This window comes from Streptomyces sp. NPDC041108, from assembly GCF_055592645.1.
In genome coordinates this window covers 24058-48308 of the sequence record NZ_JBVIYK010000018.1, presented here as the reverse complement: position 1 = coordinate 48308, position 24251 = coordinate 24058, and the positions used below count along the sequence as shown (strand labels likewise).

The 24251-nt window shown below is 74.3% G+C and carries 13 protein-coding genes and 1 pseudogene; 9 read left to right on the top strand and 5 right to left on the bottom strand.

Translation table 11 applies throughout. The features are described 5' to 3' along the window. Window positions 1-88: 88 nt before the first annotated feature. Window positions 89-2509: a SpoIIE family protein phosphatase gene (locus ACZ6BB_RS35075; RefSeq protein ID WP_471619165.1), complete on the bottom strand. Its 2421-nt coding sequence runs from the start codon at window positions 2507-2509 to the stop codon at window positions 89-91. Window positions 2510-2760: 251 nt separating this feature from the next. Between ACZ6BB_RS35075 and lanKC the strand changes: the two genes are divergently transcribed. The 4 genes and pseudogenes from lanKC to ACZ6BB_RS35055 all read left to right on the top strand — a co-directional run. After that, window positions 2761-5430: a class III lanthionine synthetase LanKC gene (gene lanKC / locus ACZ6BB_RS35070; protein ID WP_471619164.1), complete on the top strand. Its 2670-nt coding sequence runs from the start codon at window positions 2761-2763 to the stop codon at window positions 5428-5430. Window positions 5431-5515: 85 nt separating this feature from the next. Further along, entirely contained in the window at window positions 5516-5632 is a 117-nt protein-coding gene (locus ACZ6BB_RS35065; RefSeq protein ID WP_005483995.1) for a SapB/AmfS family lanthipeptide, read from the top strand. 139 nt (window positions 5633-5771) lie between these two features. Beyond that, window positions 5772-7604, top strand: a complete 1833-nt coding sequence (locus tag ACZ6BB_RS35060; protein WP_471619163.1) for an ABC transporter ATP-binding protein — start codon at window positions 5772-5774, stop codon at window positions 7602-7604. After that, window positions 7604-9148, top strand: a pseudogene (locus ACZ6BB_RS35055) (ATP-binding cassette domain-containing protein); the annotation flags it as partial. The gene ACZ6BB_RS35060 and the pseudogene ACZ6BB_RS35055, both read left to right, overlap by 1 nt. A 261-nt stretch (window positions 9149-9409) precedes the next feature. On the opposite strand, the gene ACZ6BB_RS35050 reads toward ACZ6BB_RS35055, so the two are convergent. Continuing rightward, window positions 9410-10018: a response regulator transcription factor gene (locus ACZ6BB_RS35050; RefSeq protein ID WP_319369435.1), complete on the bottom strand. Its 609-nt coding sequence runs from the start codon at window positions 10016-10018 to the stop codon at window positions 9410-9412. A gap of 282 nt (window positions 10019-10300) precedes the next feature. On the opposite strand from ACZ6BB_RS35050, the gene ACZ6BB_RS35045 reads away from it, so the two are divergent. Then, entirely contained in the window at window positions 10301-12439 is a 2139-nt protein-coding gene (locus tag ACZ6BB_RS35045; protein ID WP_471619162.1) for a SpoIIE family protein phosphatase, read from the top strand. Between the two features lie 254 nt (window positions 12440-12693). Here ACZ6BB_RS35045 and ACZ6BB_RS35040 read toward each other — a convergent pair whose 3' ends face one another. Then, window positions 12694-14142, bottom strand: coding sequence for a S1 family peptidase (locus ACZ6BB_RS35040; RefSeq protein WP_471619161.1), 1449 nt, complete (start codon window positions 14140-14142; stop codon window positions 12694-12696). 682 nt (window positions 14143-14824) lie between these two features. Between ACZ6BB_RS35040 and ACZ6BB_RS35035 the strand changes: the two genes are divergently transcribed. The 4 genes from ACZ6BB_RS35035 (at window position 14825) to ACZ6BB_RS35020 (ending at window position 21007) form a co-directional block, all read left to right on the top strand. Next, window positions 14825-15040, top strand: coding sequence for a hypothetical protein (locus tag ACZ6BB_RS35035; protein WP_005484006.1), 216 nt, complete (start codon window positions 14825-14827; stop codon window positions 15038-15040). Window positions 15041-15142: 102 nt separating this feature from the next. Beyond that, the gene (locus ACZ6BB_RS35030; RefSeq protein ID WP_471619160.1) at window positions 15143-15949 is read left to right on the top strand and encodes a hypothetical protein; all 807 of its coding nucleotides are present in this window, start codon (window positions 15143-15145) and stop codon (window positions 15947-15949) included. Next, window positions 15946-18183 (top strand): NHLP family bacteriocin export ABC transporter peptidase/permease/ATPase subunit, encoded by a 2238-nt coding sequence (locus ACZ6BB_RS35025; protein ID WP_471619159.1) that lies wholly within the window; start codon window positions 15946-15948, stop codon window positions 18181-18183. The genes ACZ6BB_RS35030 and ACZ6BB_RS35025 overlap by 4 nt, the downstream gene beginning before the upstream one ends. 1 nt (window position 18184) lies before the next feature. Continuing rightward, entirely contained in the window at window positions 18185-21007 is a 2823-nt protein-coding gene (locus ACZ6BB_RS35020) for an NHLP bacteriocin export ABC transporter permease/ATPase subunit (RefSeq protein ID WP_471619158.1), read from the top strand. Window positions 21008-21234: 227 nt separating this feature from the next. Here ACZ6BB_RS35020 and ACZ6BB_RS35015 read toward each other — a convergent pair whose 3' ends face one another. After that, window positions 21235-22527, bottom strand: coding sequence for an MDR family MFS transporter (locus tag ACZ6BB_RS35015; protein ID WP_471619157.1), 1293 nt, complete (start codon window positions 22525-22527; stop codon window positions 21235-21237). Then, on the bottom strand, window positions 22524-23993 hold the full coding sequence (locus tag ACZ6BB_RS35010) for an ABC transporter permease subunit (protein WP_471619156.1): 1470 nt from the start codon (window positions 23991-23993) through the stop codon (window positions 22524-22526). The genes ACZ6BB_RS35015 and ACZ6BB_RS35010 overlap by 4 nt, the downstream gene beginning before the upstream one ends. Window positions 23994-24251: the final 258 nt, after the last annotated feature.

The following is a 24251-nucleotide window of genomic DNA, read 5'->3' as shown; positions in this document are numbered from 1 at the left end:
ACGCGAGCGAGCTGGCGAGCTGGCGAGCTGGCGAGAGACCGCGCACCGCGCTTCCGTGCGGCTCGTCCGACCGCCCGGACGCGACGGCTCAGTCGAGGGGGACCTCCGCCCACACCTGCTTCCCGCCGCTGACCGGGACGGTGCCCCAGGCCGAGGACACGGCCTCGACGAGGAGGATGCCACGGCCGCCGGTGGCCTCCCAGCCGATGACGGTGGGCTTCGCCGGCGTACGGGGGGAGGAGTCGGCGACCGCGACGCGCAGGCGGTCGGCCAGGAGGGTGAGGTCGAGGCGTACCCGGCCGTCGGTGTGGACGAGGGCGTTGGTGACGAGCTCGGAGACGACGAGGAGCACCGTGTCGGCCGTGGACTCCACGTCCCAGCGGCGCAGCACGCGCCGGGTGTAGCGGCGGGCCTGGCCGACCGCCTGCGGGACGCGCCACACGCTCCAGTTCTCGCGCTGGGGCCGCAGGGCCATGCCGTCGTAGCGCACGAGGAGCAGGGCCACGTCGTCGTCGCGGTTGGCGCCGCCCAGCAGGGTGTCGGCGACCACCCCGAGGTGGGCGGGGTCGGCGGCGGCCAGTTCGGCGGCGAGATGGTCGAGGCCGTCCTCGACGTCGATGTCGGCGGACTCGACGAGGCCGTCCGTGGTGAGGGCCAGCAGCGTGCCGGGGGCCAGCCGCAGCGGGCTCATCGGGAAGTCCGCGCGCATGACGACGCCGAGGGGCGGCCCGCCCTCCGCCTCGCTGATCTCGGTTGAGCCGTCCGGGTGACGCACCACCGGCGGGATGTGTCCGGCGCGCACGTACCAGGCGGACCCCTCCTCCATGTCGATGTCGACGTAGCAGCAGGTGGCGAAGAGGTCGGTCTCCATGTCCATCAGGAGCCGGTTGGCGTGCGAGACCACCACGTCCGGGGGGTGGCCCTCGACGGCGTAGGCGCGCAGGGCGGTGCGCATCTGGCCCATGAGGGTGGCGGCGCCCGCGTTGTGGCCCTGGACGTCGCCGATGACGAGGGCGACATGGTTGTCCGGCAGCGGGATGACGTCGTACCAGTCGCCGCCGACCTCCAGTCCGGCGGTGGTGGGCAGGTACCGGGCGACGGCGACCGCGCCCGGCAGCTGGGGCAGCCGCCGCGGCAGGAGCGTGCGCTGGAGCATGCCGACGAGTTCGTGTTCGGCGTCGAAGGCGTGGGCCCGCATCAGGGCCTGCCCGGCGAGGCCCGAGGCCGCGGTGAGCAGGGCGCGCTCCTCGGGGCCGAAGTCGTGGGGGGTGTCCCAGCCGATCAGACAGGCCCCGGCCATCCGGCCCCCGGCGGGCAGCGGGAGGACGGCCAGGCCGCCGGGGCCGACCTCGGCGAGGGCGGGCTCCAGATCGGCGCCGGCGGGCCAGATCCCGGCGCGTCCCTCACGGAGCGCGGTCGCGAGGGTCGGCATGGTGCGCACGGGCGCGTCGGGCCACTCGGAACGCCATTCGGAGCGCCACACCTCGGGCCAGATCTCCGGCTGCGGCGGATCGAGGACGGTGACGACCAGCCGGTCCCCCTCCAGCTCGGCGAGGGCGATCCGGTCGGCCCGCAGCGGCTTGCGCAGGGCGGTCACCACGGCCTGGCTGACGTCACGGACCGTGCCGGCGGTGGCCAGGGAGGCGGCGAGGCGCTGGATGCGGGCCACGTCGCCGCGGCCGGTGCGCAGGGTGGAGGCGTCGGCGACGGTGCCGACGAGACGGGCGGGCCGGTCCTCGCGGCCGGGCAGGATCCGGCCGCGCAGCCTGAGCCACTTCTGTTCGCCGGAGGGCTGCAGGATGCGGAACTCCAGCTCCCGGTCGCCGATGGACATGTGGTCCGCCTCCACGACGGACATCAGTGCGGGCAGGTCCTCGGGCACGGTCAGCGCGATCAGGGTCTCCACCCGGCCGTCGAAGTCGTCCGGGCCCATGCCGAACAGCTCAAGCAGCCTCTCGTCGACCTCGACCCGCCCGGTGTCCATGGCCAGGTCGAACGAGGCGCCGGGCCCGGCCGGCGGCGCGGGCGCGGAGCTGGTGACGGCCTCGGCGAACAGGTCGAGGCACTGCCGGTCCTCGGCGCCGAAGGCGTTGGTGCCGTCGCCGACGGCGACGAGGCAGCCGCGTTCCCGCAGCGGCAGCACGCCCAGCGAGAAGTCCTCGGCGTGGGCGCGGCGGACGTCGGGGTCCCCCTGGAGGTCGGCGGAGGCGAGCCAGCGCGGCCTGCCCGAGCGGCACACGTCGGCGACCGGGGCGGTCCCCGACGCCGGATAGCTGTCACCGAGCCCGTACAGGGTCCTCGGGACACCGGCGAAGCCCGTGAGCAGCAGGGTGTCGCCCTCGCCGTCCGGGAGGTACACGGCGGCGACGGTCGCACTGGTGAACACGAGCACCTGTTCGAGGATGGCGTGCAGCCGCTCGTGCGGATCGAGATGGCCGCCGAGCGACTTGAGCGCGAGTTCGGCACGCAGCGTCCTCGTTCCGCGTTCCGCAGCACCTGCAGTGACCACGTCCGCAATTACAGCGCTTCCGGCACGGTCGCGCAGCCCCTGCGACGTCCCGGCGGGCTGCGAGGCCGTCCGCGCGCCGCCCGGTTCGAAGGGCGTCGAACACATCTTTACGCGTGCGTTCCGCACGGTGAGGGCGTGACAGGCGTGAGGGGTTTGTGGTGACAGCCGTGACTGTCGGGCGCCGCGGCGGGCTGGAAGGCTCGTCCTCACTTGGCCCAGGGAGCGACGGCACACGACCCGGGGGAACCGGCATGGACAAGCGGTACGAGGCGTACGCGCTCGCCGACCGACACTTCTACGAGACACCGGACCGGCTCCCGGCCGGCGACCGCGCCGGTGCGGCGGCCCCCGGCTACGAGACCGCCGGGCGCCCGGTCCCCGAGGGCTGGCGGGCGGTGCGGATCGGGGACTGGCTGACGCTGACCCCGGTCGACGACGACGGGCGGCCCCGTCCCGGACCCACCCAGGGATGGAAGGTGCACGCCTCCGCCACCCGGGGGAACGCGGACCGGATCGCGGCGATCGTGTGGGACTACTGCGTGCCCCGCGAGATCCCGTTCAAGTTCGTACCGGGACCCCATCTGCTGCATCTGCGCAACGCCAAGTACGCGGCCCGCGACACCAGCGGCAAGTTCGTCACGGTCTACCCGGCCGACGAGGAGCAGCTGCACCTGGTCCTGCGCGAGCTGGGCGAACTCCTCGACGGCCACGAGGGGCCGTACATCCTCACCGATCTGCGCTGGAACGACGGACCACTGTACGTCCGCTACGGCGCCTTCGCCCGCTCCTTCGTCGTCGACGAGCGCGGCACGCTCGTCCCGGCCGTCCGTGACGGCACGGGCACCCTGGTGCCGGACCAGCGCAAGCCGACCTTCCACGTGCCCGAGTGGGTGACCCTGCCCGCCTTCCTGGAGCCGCAGCTGGCGGCGCGCAACACGACGACGGTCGGCGATCTGCCGTACCGCATCGACAAAGCGCTGCACTTCTCCAACGGCGGCGGCGTGTACGCCGGCACGGACACCCGTGACGGCAGCCGGGTCGTCCTCAAGGAGGGACGTCCGCACGCCGGGCTGGCCGCCGACGGGGCCGACGCGGTGACCCGGCTGGAGCGGGAGAAGGAGGCGCTGGAGCGGCTGGCCGGACTGGGGGTCGTGCCCGGGGTGCGCGACTGGTTCACCCTCGGCGACCACCGCTTCCTCGTCATGGACTTCGTCGAGGGCCGCCCGCTGAACTCGTACGTCGCCGAACGGCATCCCCTGCTGTCCGCGGACCCCGGGCCGGGCGCGGTCGCGGCGTACACGGACTGGGCGCTGCGGGTGCACCGGGCCGTCGAGGAGGCGGTCGCGGCGGTGCACTCGCGCGGGATCGTCTTCAACGACCTGCACGTCTTCAACATCATGGTCGCGCCGGACGAGCGGTCGGTGACCCTCCTCGACTTCGAGGCGGCGGCCCCCGCCGAGGAGAACGGCCGGCAGACCGTCGCCCACCCCGGCTTCCTCGCGCCGCCGGACCGCACCGGCCCGGACGTCGACCGTTACGCCCTGGCCTGTCTGCGCCTCGCGCTGTTCCTGCCGGTCACCTCCCTGTTCGTGGTGGAGCGGGAGAAGGCCGCCCATCTGGCCGCGGTGATCGCGCAGCGGTTCCCGGAGGTGCCGCGCGCCTTCCTCGACGAGGCGGTCGCGGAGATCACCCGGGGAACGGGTGCCGCCGGACGCGGGGTGCAGGGGGCACGGGCAGCCGACGGCGGCTGGTCCCTCGCCGAGCCCGGGGACTGGCCGTACAGCCGTGACTCGATGGTCAAGGCGATCCTGGCCTCGGCCACGCCGGAGCGCGACGACCGGCTCTTCCCCGGGGACGTCGCCCAGTTCTCCGACGGCGGCGGCCTCGGCCTGGCGCACGGCGCGGCGGGCGTCCTGTACGCGCTCGCGGAGGTCGGCGCGGAGCGCTACGAGGAGGGCGAGCGCTGGCTGCTCGACCACACCGCTCCGGTGCCCGTCGGAACCCCGCTCGGCCTGTACGACGGTCTCGCCGGCGTGGCCCTCACCCTGGACCGGCTGGGCCACCGGCAGCGGGCCCTGGACCTGGTCGAGCAGATCCTCGCCGAGAAGTGGCACCGGTTGTCGTCCGACCTGCGCGGGGGTCTGGCCGGGCTCGGCCTGGTGCTGGACGAGCTGGCGCGGACCACCGGTGAGCCGGGGCTGCGCGACCACGCGGCCGAGGCCGCACGCCTTCTCGCGCACCGCCTCGGCGAGCCCCGCCCGGCTCCGCCCCGCCGCCGCGCCGGTCTGCTGCGCGGCGCGAGCGGGCCCGCCCTGTTCCTGCTGCGCCGGTACGAGGCGACGGGCGATCCCGCGCTGCTCGCGTCGGCCGGTGAGGCGCTGCGGCAGGATCTGGAGTGCCTGGTCGGCCAGAAGAACGGCGGGCTCGCCGTCGACGAGGGCTGGCGGACGATGCCGTACCTCGGCGACGGCAGCGTGGGCGTCGGCATGGTGCTCGACGACCATCTGGCCGCGACCGGCGCCGGAACGGGCGACTTCGCGGCGGACGACTCCGGAACAGGTGATGGCGTCGGCACGCAGGACGGGTTCGCGCAGATCCGCGCGGGCGTCCTCACCGCCGCGACCTACCGCTTCTACGCACAGCCCGGGCTGTTCGAGGGCCGCGCCGGGATGATCCTCCACCTCGCCCGGACGGGCGCCCCGCGTGAGGCGCTGGCGGAACAGATCGCCGCGCTCGGCTGGCACTCGATGCCCTACGAGGGACAACTGGCCTTTCCCGGCAACCACTTGATGCGGCTCTCCATGGACCTCGGTACCGGGACGGCGGGATGTCTGCTGGCTCTCGGCGCGGCGCACGCCACGGCCGACGACGCCACGCCACACCTTCCGTTCCTGCCGCCGCCACGACGGCGGCCCCGATGACGCGGTTCCGCCACCCGGCGGAGTCGTGACGTGACACCCCCGTCCCCGAGGCCCGCCGAGCGGGCCACGACCGAAAGGAATCGACATGGCACTTCTCGACCTGCAGACGATGGAAGCCGACGAGACGACCGGTACCGGCGGGCCCAGCTCCCTGAGCGTGCTGTCGTGTGTGAGCGCGGCCAGCATCACGCTCTGTCTCTGACCCGGCCGGGGCGTCCGGGTCGCCCCGGGCGCCCGACCGACCGGCACAGCGGCTGAGCCGCGACGACAGCTCCGGACGGTTCCTCTCCCCTGCCCGGGAAGGAGCCGTCCGGGGCTCATTCATCCACGTCAGGACGGGTATGACGACCCTCTCCGAAGCCGGCGCCCCCGGCCCGGCAGCCGCGTCCGTGCCCCTGCTGCGCTCCACCGTCCGGCACTGCGGCGCCCGCTGCACGGCCCTGGCGCTCGTGTCCGTGGCCGCGACGGGGGCGAACCTGGCGCTGCCGCTCGCCCTGGGGCGGGCCCTGGACCTGCTGCTGGCCGGCGACCCGGGCGGCGCGCGCTGGGTGCTGTGGGCGACGGGGCTGGTGCTCGCCGTCGCCGCCCTGGACGCGGTCGAGACCGTCGTCGCCGGGACCACGAACGCCCGGTCCGCCGCCTGGCTGCGCCACCGTCTGGTCGGACACGCACTGGCCGTGGGGCCTCGGGCCGTCGGCCGGTTCGGGCCGGGCGACCTGGTGGCCCGGCTCGTCGGGAACGCGGCCCAGGCAGCAACGGCCCCCGCCACCACGGCCGCGCTGTTCGCGGCGCTCGCCGGGCCGCTGGGCGCGGTGGCGGCACTGGGCCTGATCGACCCGTTGCTCATGGTGGTGTTCCTGGCCGGAGCCCCGCTGCTCGCCCTGGTGCTGCGCGCGCTCGCCCGGGGCTCCTCCGACTGCGTCGCGCGCTACCAGCGGGCCCAGGGACGTATCGCGGGCGCACTGGCCGAGGCCGTCGCCGGACACCGCACGATCGCCGCCGCGGGAATCGCCGACCGGACCGTCGCCCGCGTCCTGGGCCCCCTGCCCGAACTCTCCCGCGAGGGGCACCGGATGTGGCGGGTCCAGGGCCGGGCCGCCGCGCGGACGGCCGCCGTGGCTCCCCTGCTGCAGCTCTCCGTGGTGGCCACGGCGGGCGTCCTGCTGACCCGGCACCGTCTGTCCGTGGGCGAGTTGCTCGCCGCGTCCCGTTACGCGGTGCTGGCCGCCGGCATCGGCGTCCTGGTCGGCCATGTCTCGGGCCTGGTCCGCGCCCGGGCGGGGGCGGACCGGCTCGCCGAGGTACTGGCCGAGCCCCCGGCCTCGTACGGCGCACGGACGCTGCCGCCGCCGGGCCGGGGGCTCCCGGTGGGACGGCTGGAGCTGAGCTCCGTGACCGTCCGGCGCGGTGGGCGCGCCGTGCTGGACGGGGTCGATCTCGTCGTGCCGGGCGGGAGCACGCTGGCCGTCGTGGGCCGCTCGGGGGCGGGCAAGTCGCTGCTCGCGGCCGTCGCCGGGCGGCTCACGGACCCGGACGAGGGAGAGGTACGGCTCGACGGGGTGCCCCTGCGCGAACTGGACCGCCGGGAACTGCGCGCGGCGGTCGCCCACGCCTTCGAACGCCCGGCCCTGCTGGGCGACTCCGTGGCGGACACCATCGCCTTCGGTGTCCCCCGTCCTTCCCGGGCCCGCGTCCGGGAGGCCGCCCGTGCCGCGCACGCCGACGCGTTCGTCCGGCGCCTCCCCGACGGCTACGCCACCCCGTGCGCCGACGCCCCCCTGTCGGGCGGGGAGGCCCAACGCCTCGGCCTCGCGCGGGCGTTCGCCCGTGACAGCCGCCTCCTCGTCCTCGACGACGCCCTGTCCAGCCTCGACACCGTCACCGAGCACCGCATCACCGAGGCGCTCCTCGGCCCGACCGGCGGCAGCCGCCTGATCATCGCCCATCGCGTCACCACGGCCGCGCGCGCGGACGCGGTGGCATGGCTGGACGGAGGGAAGGTCCGGGCGGTGGGGCCGCACGCCGCGCTGTGGCGGACGGCGGCCTACCGGGAGCTGTTCGGGGAGGGCGCCGGGGCCGACGCGTCGGCGGGCGAGGAGGGCCGGCCCGCCCCGCCCGGCCGGTGCGGGCCGCAGGGCACCGGGGCCGGGACGCTCCCGCACGGCGGTGTGTGATGGAGGGCCGGGACGCACGGCACGGACGTTCCGGGCCGCCGGGCCTGCCCCGGCGCGGCCTCCGTTTCCTCCGGAGCCGGGGGCGGGTCGTCGTACGGCTGGTGCTGTGGTCCGTGCTGGAGACGGTGCAGACGTTCCTGACGGGGTACGCCCTGGCGCGGGCCCTGGACGACGGGTTTCTCGCCGGGCGGCCGGGGGTCGGGCTGGGGTGGCTCGGGGCCGGGGCGGGGGCGGTGGCCGTCGGGGCGTACGGGACCGGGCGGGTGTACGGGTGTGTGGCGGGGCTGGTGGAGCCGTTGCGGGACCGGCTGGTGCGCGGGGTGGTCGGGCGGGGGGTGCGGGAGGCGGACGACGGGGCCCTGTCCGGGCTGACCCAGCAGGTGGAGATCGCCCGGGACACCTTCGCTGGGCTGGTGATGGTGTCGCGCTCGTTCCTGTTCACCGCCGCCGGGGCACTCGTCGGACTCTTCTCGCTGGCCCCGCCGCTGCTGCTCGTGGTGGCGCCCCCGCTGGTCGTCGGCGTGGCCCTCTTCCTGGCCACGCTCAGGCCGCTGGCCCGTCGGCAGGAGGCCTTCCTCGTCGCCGACGAGGCCCTCGCCGCCCGGCTCGGCCCGGTCTGCCACGGGCTGCGGGACATCACGGCGGCCGGTGCGGAGGACGTCGTCGCCGCCGACGCCGGCCGCCGGATCGAGGCCGAGCACCGGGCCGCCCGCTCGCTGGCCCGCTGGGGCGTCGTCCGTGTCGCCGCCCTCGCGATCGGCGGCCACCTGCCCGTCGTCCTGCTGCCGGCCTGCACACCCTGGCTCCTGGACCGGGGGGTCACCGCGGGCGCCCTGATCGGCGCCCTCGCCTACGTCACCCAGTCCCTCCTGCCCGCGCTCCAGAACCTGGTCCACGGCCTGGGCACCAGCGGTGCCCGGCTCGCGGTGGTCCTGCGCAGGCTGCTCCCGCCGAGCCCCACCGCCCACCCGCCGCACGCGCCCTCCCGCCCCGAACCGTCGGCGCCCCCGGCGCCCGCACCGCCGCGAACCGCCCCGTCGACGCCCCCGGCATCCCGCGACCCCGCTGCCGCCCTCTCCCTCTCCGGGGTCACCTTCGCCTACGGCCCCGGCGCCGCCCCCGTCATCGACGACCTCAGCCTCCACCTCCCCCACGGCACGCATCTGGCCGTCGTCGGGCCCAGTGGTGTCGGCAAGTCCACCCTCGCCGGACTCGTCGCGGGTCTGCTGCGCCCCCGGCACGGCACCGTCCGCTTGTGCGGGGAACGGGCAGCCGCTGCCACATCGCGCGCACGCCGGGTGCTCATTCCGCAGGAGGCGTACGTCTTCGGGGGATCCCTCGCAGAGAACCTCGGCGAGCTGCGGCCGAAACCCGTGCCCGAGGAGGAGCTGTGGGGTGCCGCGGAGGCGGTGGGGCTCACCGAGGTGATGGTCCGGCTGGGCGGCCCGGGCGCCGAGGTCGACCCGCGCGCGCTGTCCGCCGGTGAGCGGCAGCTCGTGGCGCTGGGGCGGGCGTATCTGTCGGCCGTGCCGGTCGTGATCCTCGACGAGGCGACCTGTCACCTGGACGCGGAGGCGGAGGAGCGCGCGGAACGGGCCTTCGCCCGCCGGCCGGGCACGACCCTGGTGGTGGTCGCCCATCGCGTCAGCTCGGCCCGCCGCGCCGACCGGGTGCTCGTGATGGACGGGCGGTCCGTCGCGTACGGGGAGCACGGCGACCTGCTGGCCCGTTCGCCGCTGTACCGGGACCTGGTCGGCGCCTGGTCCCCCGTACCGGCTCCGCCGCGTCCTCGTGGCGGACGTTCCTCAGAGCCAGCCCTCTCCCTGCGAGATCCGGATGGCGTCGATCCTGTTGCGCGCCCCCGTCTTGCGGGTGATGGCGGCCATGTAGTTGCGCACGGTCCCGTGGGACAGGTGCAGGCTGCCGGCGATCTCGGCGACGGAGGCCCCCTCCGCGGCCAGGGATAACACGCTCAGCTCGCGGCGCGTCAGCGGCATCTCGGCGGCCTTGAGGAAGCCGAAGCCGAGGGAGTCGTCGACGAAGCGTCTCCCCCGGGCGACCTCGCGTATCGCGGACACCAGCCGCTGCGGCGAGCCCTCCTTGTCCACGTACCCGAGGGCCCCGGCCTCGGCCGCCCGCTTCAGGAGTCCGGGTCTGCCCGCGTGGGCCAGGACCAGCAGCCCGGGGGCGGGGGCGGAGCCGCCCGCGCCGCGCAGGTCGCCCAGGGGCGGGATGCCGACCGCGTCGGCGCAGTCCAGGTCGGCCGCGCAGACGTCGGGCCGCAGGGACCGCGCACGGCCCGGCGCCGCGCGCCACGACGCGTCGTGGACCGCCAGGTCGGGTTCCTGGCGCAGCCACTCCGCGAGGACCGACCTGACCAGACATTCGTCGTGCACGAGCAGTACCCCGATCACGTTCGCCCTCCGCCTCCCGGCCCACCGATGTCCTCCGCCCCAAGCGCGTGCCCATTGTCGGCGTCCATGACCACACACCAGGGCGCGAAGAACCAGCCAACGGGGGGCGCGGGGGCGCACTCGCGGCGCCCGTTCGCGAGAGCGCGCATCAGGCGAGGGGGCATGGGCCGGGCGTGAGGGGGTACGGCGGTTCGTCCGGGGCGGCGCTCGCCGTGCGTGGGCGGCCCCCTAGGAGGAGCCTGGACCCTGGAACCGTCGCGCGGCCGCGAGGAGGTGGTGGGCATGTCCGACGTCCATGCGTCCGCGGGGCGGACGACCGTGGAGACGGCCCGCGTCGGCCATCCGCTGCTCTCCCTGGCGCTGGCCTCGATGATGGACGACGTGGGGGCCCACTCCGGGGCGGTGTATCTGCTGGCGCCGGACGAGCCGGTGCTGGAGATGGCGGTCATGGCGGGCCTGCCGAGGTCGTTCGCCGCGCCGTGGGAGCGGGTGGGCCTGAGCGCCCCGGTCCCCGTCTCCGAGGCGGTGCGCGGTCAGCGGCTGGTGTGGGTCAGCGGCGAGGAGCAGATGGCCCGCCGCTATCCGCGGATCGCCGTGGTCCTGCCCTACCCGTTCGCCCTGGCCGCGCTGCCGGTGGCGACCCGCGACACCACCTACGGCGCCGTCTTCCTGACCTGGCCCGGCTCCCACCCGCCGGAGCTCAGCGAGCGCGAGCAGGACCAGCTGACCTCGGCGTGCGACCGGCTGGCGAAGCGGCTGCGGCGCGCGGAGGAGGAGGGCCGGCCGGTGCTGCCGGAGCCGGACCTGTCGGCGCCGTCGGCGACCATGGTCGCGGGCACGCTCGGCACGGTGGAGGCGGCGCGGATGGTGGCGCGGCTGCCGTACGGGATGTGCGCGCTCGATCTGCACGGCCGGATCACCTTCGCCAACGCGGCCACGGCCGAGCTGCTCGGCATCCCGGTGAGCGGCCTGCTGGGCACCCAGCTGTGGGTGTCGGTGCCGTGGCTCAACGATCCCACGTACGAGGACCGGTACCGGGCGGCGCTGATGAGCCAGCACGTGACGTCGTTCGTGGCGCTCAGACCGCCGAGCGACTGGCTGTCGTTCCGGCTGTACCCGGGGACGAACGGGCTGAGCGTACGGATCTCGCGGGCCCGTGCGGTCGCCGAGGCCGAACACGCCGCCCGGGTGGAGGAGCCGGGCCGTCTGGTGACCATCCATCACGTGCTGGCGCTGGCGAGCGCGCTCACCGAGGCGGTGAGCGTGCAGGACGTGGTGGATCTGGTCGCCGACGAGATCGTCCCGGCCATCGGCGGCCAGGCCCTCGTGATGTACGGCTCGCGTGCCGGGCGTCTGCACGTGCTCGGCCACCGGGGCTACGCCGACCCGCACCTCGTGGAGCGCTTCGACGGCACACCGCTCACCGCGCCGATGCCCGGGGCGCACGCCCTGACCACCGGGGTGCCCGCCTTCTTCGAGTCCCGGCAGCAGCTGGAGCACCTGTATCCGGTGCGGCGGGACACCCCGGACGGGCTGAACGCCTGGGCGTACGTGCCGCTGATCGCCTCGGGACGGCCGGTGGGCACCTGGGTGCTCGGGTACGCGGAGCCGCACCCGTTCCCCGCCGACGAGCGCGCGGTGCTGACCAGCCTCAGCGGTCTCATCGCCCAGGCCCTGGAGCGGGCTCTGCTGTACGACGCCAAGCACCAGCTGGCGCACGGGCTGCAGCAGGCGCTGCTGCCGCACTCGCTGCCGTCCATCCCGGGGATCGAGGCCGCGTCCCGCTATCTGCCCGCCACCCGGGGCATGGACATCGGCGGCGACTTCTTCGACCTGGTCCTCTCGCACGGGCGGGCCTCCGCCGTGATCGGGGACGTCCAGGGGCACAACGTGACGGCGGCGGGCCTGATGGGGCAGATCCGTACGGCGGTCCGCGCGTACACCACCGTCGGGCAGGCACCGGAGGAGGTGATGAGCAGTACCAACCGGCTGCTGATCGACCTGGGTTCGGAGCTGTTCGCGAGCTGTCTGTATCTGCGGCTCGACCCGGCGCACGGGACGGCGGTCATGGCGCGGGCGGGGCATCCGCCGCCGTTGCTGCGCCGGCCGGACGGGAAGGTGCGGGTGCTGGACCTCGCGGGTGGTCCGCTGCTCGGTATCGACGCGGCGGCGTCGTATCCGACGACCGAGGTGGCGCTGGCGGAGGGGTCCGTGCTGGTCCTGTACACCGACGGGCTGATCGAGTCGCCGGGGGTCGACATCGAGGACGCGCTGGCGAGTCTCGGGGAGCGGCTGTCGACGGCCGGGGAGCGGCCCCTGGAATGGCTCGCCGACCGTCTCGTGCGGGAGACGGAGGCGGCGGAGGAGCGGGCGGACGACGTGGCGTTGCTGCTGCTGCGGGCCACCGGCACCGCCGGGTGACCCGACCGTGCGGGCCGGCGCCGCCGGACGAGCCGCGCCGTGCCGTGCGGGCCGCGGGCCGCGTGGGTCCCGTGGCTCCCGCGTGTCCGCGCCGCACGGACGAAAGCGGTCCGGCCCTCCCGCCGGAGGGTCGGACCGTTCCACCCGCCGGCCGCACCACTGGGGTGGGGCCGGCGGGTGGGTCGTGGGACGGCGGCCCGGGGGTCAGTGGCCGCTGGTCCCGGGCCGTCGTCCACGTACGGGGGGTGTCCGGCTTACTGGTGGACGCCCTGCTGCTCGGCACCCTGCTCCTCGCCGCCCTGGTCACCGGCGCCCTGGTCGTGCTGCCGGCCCTCCCCGGCGTCGTCACCGGCACCGGCCGCGGCGCCCGCACCGGCGTCACCGGCACCGGCCACGGCACCCTGCTCCTCGCCCGCACCGGCCGCGGCGGCGCCCTCTTCCTCGCCCGCGCCCGCGGCTGCGGCGCCCTCTTCCTGACCGGCGCCGGCGGCGGCACCGCCGTCTGCCTGCTCACCGGCACCCGCGGCGTCACCGGCACCGCCGGCGGCTTCCTCACCGGCGCCCGCGCCGGCGTCGCCGAGGGTCGCGCCGACCGCCGCGAGGGCGGTGGTGACCGGCTGGAAGAACGTCTCGCCGCCGACGGTGCAGTCGCCGCTGCCGCCGGAGGTCAGGCCGATGGCCTGGCCGTCCTCGGTGAACAGCGAACCGCCGCTGTCGCCGGGCTCGGCGCAGACGTTGGTCTGGATGAGACCGGTGACCGTGCCCTCGGGGTAGTTCACCGTGGCCTCGAGACCGGTGACCTGGCCGTCGGCGAGGCCGGTGGTGCTGCCCATGCGGAAGACCTGGAGGCCGACCTCGGCCTCGCCGGCCGCCTTGATGTCGACCGTCTGGCCGTTGCCGAGGTCGACCGTGCTGGCGGCCTGGGTCGCCGGGTCGTTGTAGTTGACCAGGGCGAAGTCACCGGCGCCGGGGAAGGTGGCGGTCTCGGCGTCGACCGTGGCGATCGGGGCGCCGCCCTCCTCCTCGGACCATTCGGCCTCGGCGACACCGCAGTGACCGGCGGTCAGGAAGGCCGGGGCACCTTCGGCGTTGACGACGTTGAAGCCGGCCGAGCAGCGCGCGGCGCCGCCGAAGATGGCGTCGCCGCCCTCCAGGAACGGCTTGAACGTGCCGGCGGACTTCTTGATGGTCGCCACGCCCGAGCCGAGCGACTTGGTGGCCGACTCGATGGTGTCCCAGCTCTCGCCCGTGACCGTGGAGTCGGCGGTGACCTGGATCTTGTTCGTACGGGGATCGATGGCCCAGGCGGTGCCCGGAACGCTGGCCTTCGCCTTCAGCGTCGCCGCGCCCTTCTGGAGCTCGGACCAGCTGTTCTCGACCTCACGGACCTCCGCGCCGGCCTTCTGCGCCTGGACGATCACGTTGTTGTCGTCGCCTTCGATCTGGAGACCGTCGATGACGTTGACGACGAGCTGCTTCTCGCCGGAGTCGTAGTACGCGCCTGCGAACGCGTCACCGAGCAACTCGCGGAGCTGGGAGGCGAGGTCCGAGGCGTCACTCGCGGCGAGCGTCCTGGGGGCGGCGCCCTTCGCGTCCGTCTGCGACGCCATGGCGTTCGGCAGGATGAGGGCTGCCGCGCCGAGCGCCGCCACGCCGCCTGCGGCTATGAACGCCTTGCGCTTGGTGGCTCGTTTGTGACTCAACTCTTGACCTCCTGGGGACGGGGTCCGTGCCGCCGTCCGGCGGGTGAACTGGGGGCGCCTGGTTGCCAGTTGGTACGGATGGTTCCGGTGGGGTGTTCAACGCTCAGCAAAAAGATTCCGCTCTTCCATTTCGCAAAGCGCGCTACGCCCCTCGTTCGCACGTCATGTCACGACTTCCCGCCCGCACCCCCTGTGGGGCGCCTGTGCGAACCGGCGGGCCGCGCCGCACCCGGCACACTCGGCGACGGCCCGGTAGCGGTCCGTCCCCCTCGGCGGCCGGGAAACCGGCTTCCGGGAATCTCCACACCGAATGCCCAGCGGGGTCACGGCCGAGGGGAGTTCTGCACACGGGTGACTCGTGTCCCGTGCCTTTCAGGAGGACTGTCCCATTCGTTTTCCTGACGGCAACGAACCGCGTATGACGATGCCGCGATCCGTGTGAAGAAGCTGCCTCCAACCCGTGCCCGATCCTGCACGGATGTATCGCCATGGACACCAAGAGCGCTGGTGGGAGGCCCTGTTGATTGGAAGTGCGCAGCGGCGGTCTGCTTTGATCCATCGCACCGCGGGGGCCGCCGGACTCTCGGAGACGAGAGCGGGCACCCACGTGCGCGGCCGTCGTTCTGTCCCCAGAAGGGGGCCGCTCCCCCCTATGAAGAGCTATACGAAGGGAAGTTCCCCCATGAACTCCACCCCCCAGGTCGAGACCGCCGAGATCTCGGACGCCGCCCTCGACGCCGTCTCCGGTGGCCTGTCCGTCAACGCCGTCGGTACCGTCACCGGCCTGGTGGACGGCGTCGCCCCGGTCTCCGGCCTGGTCAACACGGCCGTCGGCACCGTCGAGGGTGTCACCGGCCTGAACACCGCCCCGGTCACGAGCCTGGTCGCCGGTCTCTGATCGAGCCTCAGTGCCGCTGAGTCCCGGAACCACCTGACAGGTTCCGGGACTCTCCGGTGCCCGAACGTCCTCCTCCCGAGTCGCGCAGGTGAGGGAAGTCCCGTGCAGTTCCGCCAACAGGCCCTCGCCAAGCTCCAGTCACCGGAGGAACTCGACCTGCCGGTGCGGTTCGCCCGCCCGCAGGGCTGGCTGGTGCTGTCCGTGACGGTGGCCGCCATGGCCGCCGCGTCCGTGTGGGCCGTGACGGGTTCCGTCGCCTCCACCGTCAGCGCCCCCGCCGTCCTCACCCACGGGCAGGGCAGCTACATCCTGCAGAGCCCCGTCGCCGGCCAGGTCACCGCCGTGCTCGCACGGCAGGGCGAGCGGCTGCCCGCCGGGGCCCCCGTCCTCAGGGTCGCCACCGCCGACGGTGAGAAGGTCGTACGGGCCGTCGCCGCCGGCCGGGTCTCCGCGCTCGCCGCCACGATCGGCCGGATCATCGGCACGGGCGCCGACGTCGCGGCGATCGAGAAGGTCGCCGACGCCGGCGACCCGCTCTACGCGACGGTGTACGTCCCCGCCGAGAGCGCCGCCTCGATCCCCGACGACGCCGCCGTGGACCTGACCGTGCAGTCGGCGCCCACCCAGCGGTACGGCGTGCTGCGCGGCCATGTGAAGAAGGTGGACCGCGCCGCGCAGACCCCGCAGTCGATCGCCGCGTTCCTCGGGGACACCCAGCTGGGCGAGCAGTTCACCAGGAAGGGCCGGCCGGTGGCCGTCACCGTACGGCTGGACCGCAGGGCGTCCACCGAGTCGGGCTACGCGTGGTCCTCGCAGGACGGGCCGCCGTTCGAGCTGACCTCCATGACCATGGCCACCGGTTCGATCCGGCTGGCCGACGAGCGTCCCGTCGATTGGCTGCTCCCGTGACCGCGTCCCAGGACACCGCCCGGCCGCCGACGCGCGGCAGACGCAAGGCCGCCCCGAGCAGGCCCCCGGTCCCCCGGGGCCGGCAGCGGGCCGTGCGGACCCCGACCGTGCTGCAGATGGAGGCCGTGGAATGCGGCGCCGCCTCCCTCGCCATGATCCTCGGTCACCACGGACGGCATGTCCCGCTGGAGGAACTGCGCATCGCCTGCGGTGTCTCCCGCGACGGCTCCCGCGCCAGCAACCTCCTGAAGGCGGCCCGCAGTTACGGTCTGACCGCCAAGGGCATGCAGATGGACGTGGCAGCCCTCGCCGAACTGAAGGCCCCGGCCGTCCTCTTCTGGGAGTTCAACCACTACGTCGTCTACGACGGCATGGGGCGTCGTCTCGGCCGGCGCGGCGTCCACGTCAACGACCCCGGCAAGGGCCGCCGGTTCGTGCCCATGGAGGACTTCGACGCCGCCTTCACCGGGGTCGTCCTCGTCATGGAGCCCGGCGAGGACTTCGCGAAGGGCGGCCGCAGACCGGGTGTTCTCGGCGCCATGCCGGCCAGGATGCGCGGCACCGCCGGCACCCTGCCCGCCGCCGTCCTCGCCAGTCTGCTGCTGGTGGTGGTCGGCGCGGCGATGCCCGCGCTGAGCCGCACCTATATCGACATGTTCCTGATCGGCGGGCAGACCTCCCTGCTGGGTGTGCTGTTCGGGTCGATGGGCGCGTGCGTGCTGCTGACGGTCCTGCTGACCTGGCTGCAGCAGGCCAACCTGCTGCGCGGCCGCCTGATCTCCTCGACCCTGTCCAGCGCCCGCTTCCTGCGGCACCTGCTGCGGCTGCCCGTCACCTTCTTCTCCCAGCGCAGCCCCGCCGACCTCGTCCAGCGCCTGCGGTCCAACGACGCGGTCGCCGAGACCCTGGCCCGCGACCTCGCGGCCGCCGGAGTCGACGCGGTCGTCGTCGTCCTCTACGCCGTGCTCCTCTACACCTACGACCCACAGCTGACCTTCGTGGGTGTCGCGGTGGCGCTGCTGAACGTGGTGGCGATGCGGGTGGTGATCCGGCTGCGCGCGACCCGTACGGCGAAGCTGCGCGCCGACAACGCCCGGCTCACCACCACGGCGTACACCGGTCTGCAGCTGATCGAGACGATGAAGGCGACCGGCGGCGAGGAGGGCTACTTCCGCAAGTGGGCCGGGCAGCACGCCACCACGCTGGAGGAACAGCAGCGGCTCGGGGTGCCGAGCGCCTGGCTGGGGGTCGTCGCCCCGACCCTCGCCACCCTCAACAGCGCGCTCATCCTCTGGATCGGCGGCATGCGGGCCGTCGAGGGCCATATCTCCGTCGGTCTGCTGGTGGCCTTCCAGGCGCTGGTCACCCGGTTCACCGCGCCGATCACCCGCCTCAACGGCGTCGCGGGCCGCATCCAGGACTTCGCGGCGGACGTGGCCCGCCTCAAGGACGTCGAGAACTTCCGGGCCGATCCGCTGTACGCCCGCCCTGACACCGCCGAGTCCACCCGCCGGCTGCGGGGCCATGTGGAGCTGGAGAACATCACCTTCGGCTACAGCCCCCTCGACACGCCCCTGCTCACCGGCTTCGACCTCACCGTCGGTCCCGGGCAGCAGGTGGCGCTGGTCGGCGGCTCCGGCAGCGGCAAGTCGACGGTGTCCCGGCTGATCTCCGGTCTGTACACCCCCTGGGAGGGGGTGATCCGGATCGACGGCCGGCGCCTGGAGGACATCCCTAGGGGAGCCCTGGCCGCCTCGGTCTCCTTCGTCGACCAGGAGGTCTTCCTGTTCGAGGGCACGGTCCGCGACAACGTGGCCCTGTGGGACCCGTCGATCCCGGACGAGGCCGTGGTGGAGGCGCTGCGGGACGCGGCCCTGTACGAGGTGGTGGCCCGTCGGCCGGGCGGCATCACCAGCAGGGTCGAGCAGGACGGCCGTAACTTCTCGGGCGGTCAGCGGCAACGTCTGGAGATCGCGCGGGCGTTGGTCCGAAGGCCCAGCATCCTGGTCCTCGACGAGGTGACCAGCGCGCTCGACGCGGAGACCGAGCTGATCGTGATGGACAACCTCCGCAAGCGGGGCTGCGCGTGTGTGGTGATCGCCCACCGGCTCTCCACGGTCCGCGACAGCGACGAGATCGTGGTCCTGCGGCACGGGACGATCGTGGAGCGCGGACGGCACGAGGAGCTGGTGGCACACGGCGGCGCGTACGCCCAGCTGGTGAGGGAGCACTGAGATGACGTCCCCGCCCGGCGAGGGCGACCTCGTCCTCGGCGCGTTCGGCGCCCTGGGCACCCCCCTCGACTGCGCCGGCCGCACCCGCCTCGACCTCGAAGGGCCGCAGACCCTGTGGCTGGTGGCCTCCGGCGCCCTGGACCTGTTCGCGGTCGACGCCGGCGGGCAGGGCCACTGGCACCATCTGGGCCGTCTGGAGGCGGGCGCGCTGCTGCTCGGCCCGGTCGCCGGGCCCCAGCACACCCTGGTCGCGCGCCCGCTCCGCGACTGCGTGGTGCGGCGCATCGGCCTGCGCGAGCTGTACCAGCAGGCGGGCACCGAGACCTGGTCGTACGACGCGTGGGGCAACCCCCAGCTCGTCCCCCCGCAGACCAGCCCCCTCGAACACGCCCTGGCCCTGGGCGTCGGCCGCGGTCTGTCCATCCTCTTCCAGGCGCCGATGGCCACCGAGCAGGCCGCCGCGCCCACCGACGACGACGTGTTCTGGATGCGGGTGCCGCCCGGCAGCGTCCAGTACGGCTCGCTGTACGGCGCGGAGGCGGCGGCCGATCTGCTGATGGACCCCGGGGTGTGGCAGAGCATGGTGGACCAGCAGTTCCGGCTGCTGGCCACGCTGGACCGCTGGATCGAGCAGCTGGAGCGCACCCACGAGGACCGGACGGCAGCCGGTATCAAGGCCGGTGAGGCGGTGCGCGCCCAGGCCGACCGCACCCTCCTCGCGTCCATCGGCACGTCAAGCGCGAACCGGCGTACGACCGCCGCCGACGCGGACGCCACGTACGCGGCCTGCAAGCTGGTCGCCCGGACGGCCGGCATCGCCCTCTCCGAGCCGGCGCGGAGCGGCACCGAGAACGACCGGCTCGACCCCGTGGAACGCGTCGCGCTCGCCTCACGGGTCCGGATCCGGGCCGTACGCCTCGCCGGGAACTGGTGGCGGGAGGACGTGGGCCCGCTGGTCGGGCACCGGGCGCTGTCCGGGGCCCCGGTCGCGCTGCTGTGGCGGCGCGGCGGCTATGTGGCCGTACATCCCTCGTCCGGCCGGGAGACGCCGATCGAGAAGGCGAACGCGGCGGAGTTCGAGCCGCGGGCGGTGATGTTCTACCGCCCGCTGCCCGAACGGGTGCCGGGCCCGCTGCGGCTGATGCGGTTCAGTCTGCACGGCACGCGCGGCGACCTGACGGGGCTGCTCGTCAGCGGTCTGGTGACGGTCCTGCTCGGCTCGCTGGTGCCCGTCGCGACGGGCAAGGTCCTCGGTGAGTACGTGCGGAAGGCGCAGGAGGACCTGATCGTGCAGGTCTGCCTGGCGATCATGCTGGCGAGCGTGGTGTCGGCCGCGTTCCTGCTGCTGCAGAACATGACGATCCTCCGGCTGGAGGGCCGTATCGAGGCGACCCTCCAACCGGCGGTCTGGGACCGGCTGCTGCGGCTCCCCACCACGTTCTTCGCGTCGCGTTCCACGGGTGAACTGGCCGGCGCCGCCATGGGCATCAGCGCGATCCGCCGCACCCTGGCCGGGGTCGGCCCGGTCGTCGCCCAGTCGGTGACCGTCGGCGCCGTGAACCTCGGACTGCTGCTCTGGTACAGCGTGCCCATGGCCCTGGCGGCGATCGGGATGCTGGTGCTCGTGGCCTCCGTCTTCCTCGGCCTCGGCCTGTGGCAGATCCGCTGGCAGCGCCGTCTGGTGGTCCTCGGCAACAAGCTCGACAACCAGGCCTTCCAGACCCTGCGCGGTCTGCCGAAGCTGCGGGTGGCCGCCGCCGAGAACTACGCGTACGCCGCCTGGGCGGGCGAGTTCGCGCGCAGCAGGGAGCTGCAGCAGAAGGTCGGCGGCATCAAGAACCTCAACACGGTGCTGGGGGCGGTGTACCTCCCGCTGTGCACCCTGCTGATGTTCATGCTGCTGGCCGGGCCGGCGCGGGGGTCGCTGTCGGCGGCGGAGTTCCTGACCTTCAACACCTCGGTGACGATGCTGCTGACGTCGGTCACCCAGCTGACGGGCGCGTTCGTGTCGGCGGTGGCGGTGCTGCCGTTGTTCGAGGAGATCAAGCCGGTGCTGGAGGCCACGCCGGAGGTGCGTACGGCGAGCACGCGCCCGGGGGTCCTGTCCGGTGCGCTGGAGGCCCGCCGGCTCTCCTTCCGTTACGCGGACGACGGCCCGTTGGTGCTGGACGACGTGTCCTTCGCGATCGGGTCCGGTGAGTTCGTGGCGATCGTCGGCCCGAGCGGCTGCGGCAAGTCGACACTGCTGAGGCTGCTCATCGGCTTCGACAAGCCGGTCTCCGGCAGCGTGCTCTACGACGGTCAGGACCTCGGCGCCCTCGACCGGTCCGCCGTGCGCCGGCAGTGCGGTGTCGTCCTCCAGCACGCGCAGCCGTTCACCGGCTCGATCCTCGACGTCATCTGCGGGACGGAGCCGTTCACGCCCGAGGAGGCGATGGCGGCGGCGGCGATGGCGGGTCTCGCCGAGGACATCCAGCGCATGCCGATGGGGCTGCACACCATCGTCCAGGGCAACGGCGCGATCTCCGGGGGGCAGCGCCAACGCCTGATGATCGCGCAGGCGTTGATCCGCCGCCCCCGCATCCTCTTCTTCGACGAGGCCACGAGCGCGCTCGACAACGAGACGCAGCGGACGGTGATCGAGAGCACGCGTGCGCTGAACGCGACGCGCGTCGTGATCGCCCACCGGCTGTCCACGGTCATGGACGCGGACCGGGTGGTGGTCATGGAGGACGGCAAGGTGGCGGAGGTGGGGCGCCCGGCCGAGTTGCTGGCGAACCCTGCGGGCCGTTTGCACGAACTGGTCCGCCGTCAGATGGCCTGAGTGGGTGCGTTGTCGGGTGCGGCTCCGGTGAGGGCTGGTAATCGCACAGGGCCTGGTGCTTCTCAGGCCCGCAGGGCCTGGGCTTTCAGGGGCGCGGGGCCTGGGCTTTCAGGGGCGCGGGGAACTGCGCGAGAAGCCCCACCGGACGCGCGCATACCCGCGATCCCGAAGCGGGGGCCGAGGGGCGCAGCCCCTGGGGACGGGACGGGTAGGGGCGGCGGGGGCGGCTAGGACCGGCGCGGCAGGAGCGCGATCGCCGTAGCCGGGATCATCGCGAGGACGACCCACGGCACCACCCGAGACACCCCCGCGTCCATCAGCGCCCCGGCCCCCGCACTACCCCCCAGCACGATCAGCCCCGAGACCGACGACATCGCCCCGGTGTAGAGCCCCAGCCTCCCCGTCACCGCAAGATCCGGCACCCACGCCCGTGCCGCCGGCGCCACCAGCATCTGCCCCACCGTCAGCAACACCACGAACCCGGCGGCGGGCAGCAGCCCCGCGTACCCCGTCCACCCGGCGGGCAGCGCCACCGCCACCACCACGAACCCGACCGCGATCAGCAGCAGCCCCACCGTCATCGACCGCCGCAGGTCCAGCCGCTCCGCCACCCACCGTGTGACCGGCAGCTGCGCGGTCACCACCAGCAGCGAGGACAGCCCGAACAGCCAGGCCAGCGCGGACTGCGACCCCGTGGCCCGCTCGACCTCGTCGGGGAGCAGCAGGTAGAGCTGGTTGTAGGCCAGCAGGTACGCCCCGTACGCGCAGCACAGCGCCAGGAACCGCCGGTTGCGCAGCAGGCCGCCGAGGCCGCCGCGCACCTCGACGCGGTCGCGGCCCGGTATGTGCTGGGGCAGCAGGCGGGCGTGCCCGGCGAGGACGAGCACGAAGACTCCGGCGCCCGCGAGACACACCACCCGGAAGTCGACGGCCAGCAGCAGGGCGCCGAGCAGCGGTCCGACGAACGCGCCGGCCTGTCCCGCCACCGTGAACAGCGCGAGGACGCTCGTGCGGGGGCCGCCGCCCGACTGCTCCCACACCACGGCCTGCCGGGCGACCTCGGACTCGACGGCGGGCGAGAACAGGGCCGCCGCGAAACCGATCAGCAGGACCGATCCGATGACCGACCAGTCCTCGTCGGCGTAGCCGAGCCAGGCGAACCCGGCGATCCGCAGCGCGCAGCCCGCCAGCACCACCGGCCGGACGCCGTAGCGGTCGGCGAGCGCGCCGCCCACCACGAACAGCCCCTGCTGGCTGAAGGTCCGCAGCCCGAGCACGAAGCCGACCATCCAGCCGGCCATGCCGATCGCCGTACCCAGATGCTCGGCGAGGAACGGCAGCACGGCGAAGAAACCGACGTTGAAGGCGAGCTGGGTGAGGATCAGCAGCCGAAGGAGCGGGTCGAGCCTCGCCCAGGTACCGCGCCGGGGCGACGCGGCGATGCTCTTCTCGGGTGCCCGGTGCGGTGTCCTCCGCTCCGGTATGTCACTCACCGGCTGCTTCTGGTGGGGCTCGGTCATCCGGTCTCTCCGACGGTGGGGACGGCGGCGGGCTGCGTGCGGCGTACGGACACGGCGGCCCACGGGCGCGGCCACCGCACCCCGCCCGCGGCCGTGACCGCGAGCGCGCCGAGGAGGGCGAGGGCGGTGGCGGGGGCGAGGACGGCCCATGGGGCGCGTTCGGCGTAGGGCTGGTTCTCGGCGAGGAGGAGGCCCCATTCCGGGTCCGGCGGCTGCGCGCCCAGGCCGAGGAAGCCGAGGGAGGTCAGGGCGAGGGCCACACCGGGCAGCCGGAGGAGGGCGTGGCGGGCGACGGGCGGCAGGACGGCGGGCAGCAGTTCGCGGCGGAGCAGATAGCCGTTGCCCGCGCCGAGCCCCTTCGTGGCCGTGATGTGGGTGGTGGCACGCTCCTGTTCGAGCAGGGCCGTGGTGTGCGCGGCGAGCGGCACCCAGGCCACGGCGGCGACGGCCAGCGCCGGTGTCGTCGCTCCGCTGCCGGCGACACCGGCGACGAGCAGGCCCGCGAGGACCGCCGGGATCGCGTTGACCGTGTCGACGAGGGGCCCGGAGAAGCGGGGCAGCAGTCCGAGGAGAAGGCCCGCGAGCAGTGCGGCGGCGCTGATGGTGACGGCCAGGGCGAGGGTGGTGAACGCCCCGTGTCCGATCCGGGCGAGCAGGTCGCGGCCGAGCGCGTCGGTGCCCAACGGGTGGACCCAGGACGGGGGTCGGAGCCGGGCACCGGTGTCGAGGGCGAGCGGGTCACGGGTCAGGCCGAGCGCGACGACCGCGAGGAGCAGCGTGCCGTGGAGCAGAGGAGCGCGGCGGGGCGCGGGCGGCTTCGGGCGGTGCAGGGAGTGCAGTGCGCCGTCGCGGAGGGCCGGCCCGATCAGCAGGCGGGCGGCGAGGCGCGCGAGGGCGCCGGCGACGGCGGCCAGCAGCACCAGGGCGAGCGTGCCGGCCTGGAGGACGGGAAGGTCCTGGGCGATGGCGGCCTGGAGGGTGGTGCGGCCGAGACCGGGTATGTCGAAGATCTGCTCGACGGTCACGGCGCCGCCGGTGAGCCCGACCACGAACAGGCCGATGTTGGGCAGGAGTCCGGGTATGCAACGGCGTACGGCCTGGCGGGCGGTGGACCGCCCGGGTATGCCGCGCGCGGCGGCGGCCAGCGCCCAGGGCTCGGCGAAGGCGCCGGGCAGCAGGTCGTCGAGCATCCGGCCGAGGAGCGCGCCGGCGGGCAGGCCGAGGGCGAGGGCGGGCAGCACCGTCCACTGCGGCCCGTACCAGCCGAGCGCGGGCAGCCAGCCGAGGTGCACCCCGACGACGACGGCGAGCACGGAGCCGGTGAGGAACTCGGGGAGCGCGGCGAGCATCGCCGCCAGGCTGCCGCCGCCGCGGCGGGCGTCGAGGCGGCGGTGCGCGCCGAGCCACAGGGTGCGGGCGCAGACCGCCGCGGCCGTGGCCGCCGCGACGAGGAGCGCGGCGGCCATCAGCAGCAGCGAGGCGCCGAGGGCCTGGACGACGGCTGGGGTGACCTCCGCGCCGGAGATCCACGAGCGGCCCGCGTCACCGCGCAGCAGCCCGCCGCACCACTGGCCCAGCAGTCTCCACGGGCCCGCGTCGAGGCCGATCTCTTCGCGTACGGCGGCCAGGACCTCCGGTGTCGGGTCGCGTTCGGCCGAGCGCGCCTTGAGGACCGTGAGCGCGGGGTCCGTGCGCGACAGCCACGGCAGCAGGCCGATGCAGCA

What these genes read in the sequence shown, in the direction of transcription:
- lanKC (WP_471619164.1), top strand. Translation starts at nt 2,761, where the DNA reads ATGGACAAGCGGTACGAGGCGTACGCGCTCGCCGACCGACACTTCTAC.
- ACZ6BB_RS35065 (WP_005483995.1), top strand. Translation starts at nt 5,516, where the DNA reads ATGGCACTTCTCGACCTGCAGACGATGGAAGCCGACGAGACGACCGGT.
- ACZ6BB_RS35060 (WP_471619163.1), top strand. Translation starts at nt 5,772, where the DNA reads ATGACGACCCTCTCCGAAGCCGGCGCCCCCGGCCCGGCAGCCGCGTCC.
- ACZ6BB_RS35045 (WP_471619162.1), top strand. Translation starts at nt 10,301, where the DNA reads ATGTCCGACGTCCATGCGTCCGCGGGGCGGACGACCGTGGAGACGGCC.
- ACZ6BB_RS35035 (WP_005484006.1), top strand. Translation starts at nt 14,825, where the DNA reads ATGAACTCCACCCCCCAGGTCGAGACCGCCGAGATCTCGGACGCCGCC.
- ACZ6BB_RS35020 (WP_471619158.1), top strand. Translation starts at nt 18,185, where the DNA reads ATGACGTCCCCGCCCGGCGAGGGCGACCTCGTCCTCGGCGCGTTCGGC.
- ACZ6BB_RS35015 (WP_471619157.1), bottom strand. Translation starts at nt 22,527, where the DNA reads ATGACCGAGCCCCACCAGAAGCAGCCGGTGAGTGACATACCGGAGCGG.
- ACZ6BB_RS35010 (WP_471619156.1), bottom strand. Translation starts at nt 23,993, where the DNA reads ATGGCCGCCGCGCTCCTCGTCGCGGCGGCCACGGCCGCGGCGGTCTGC.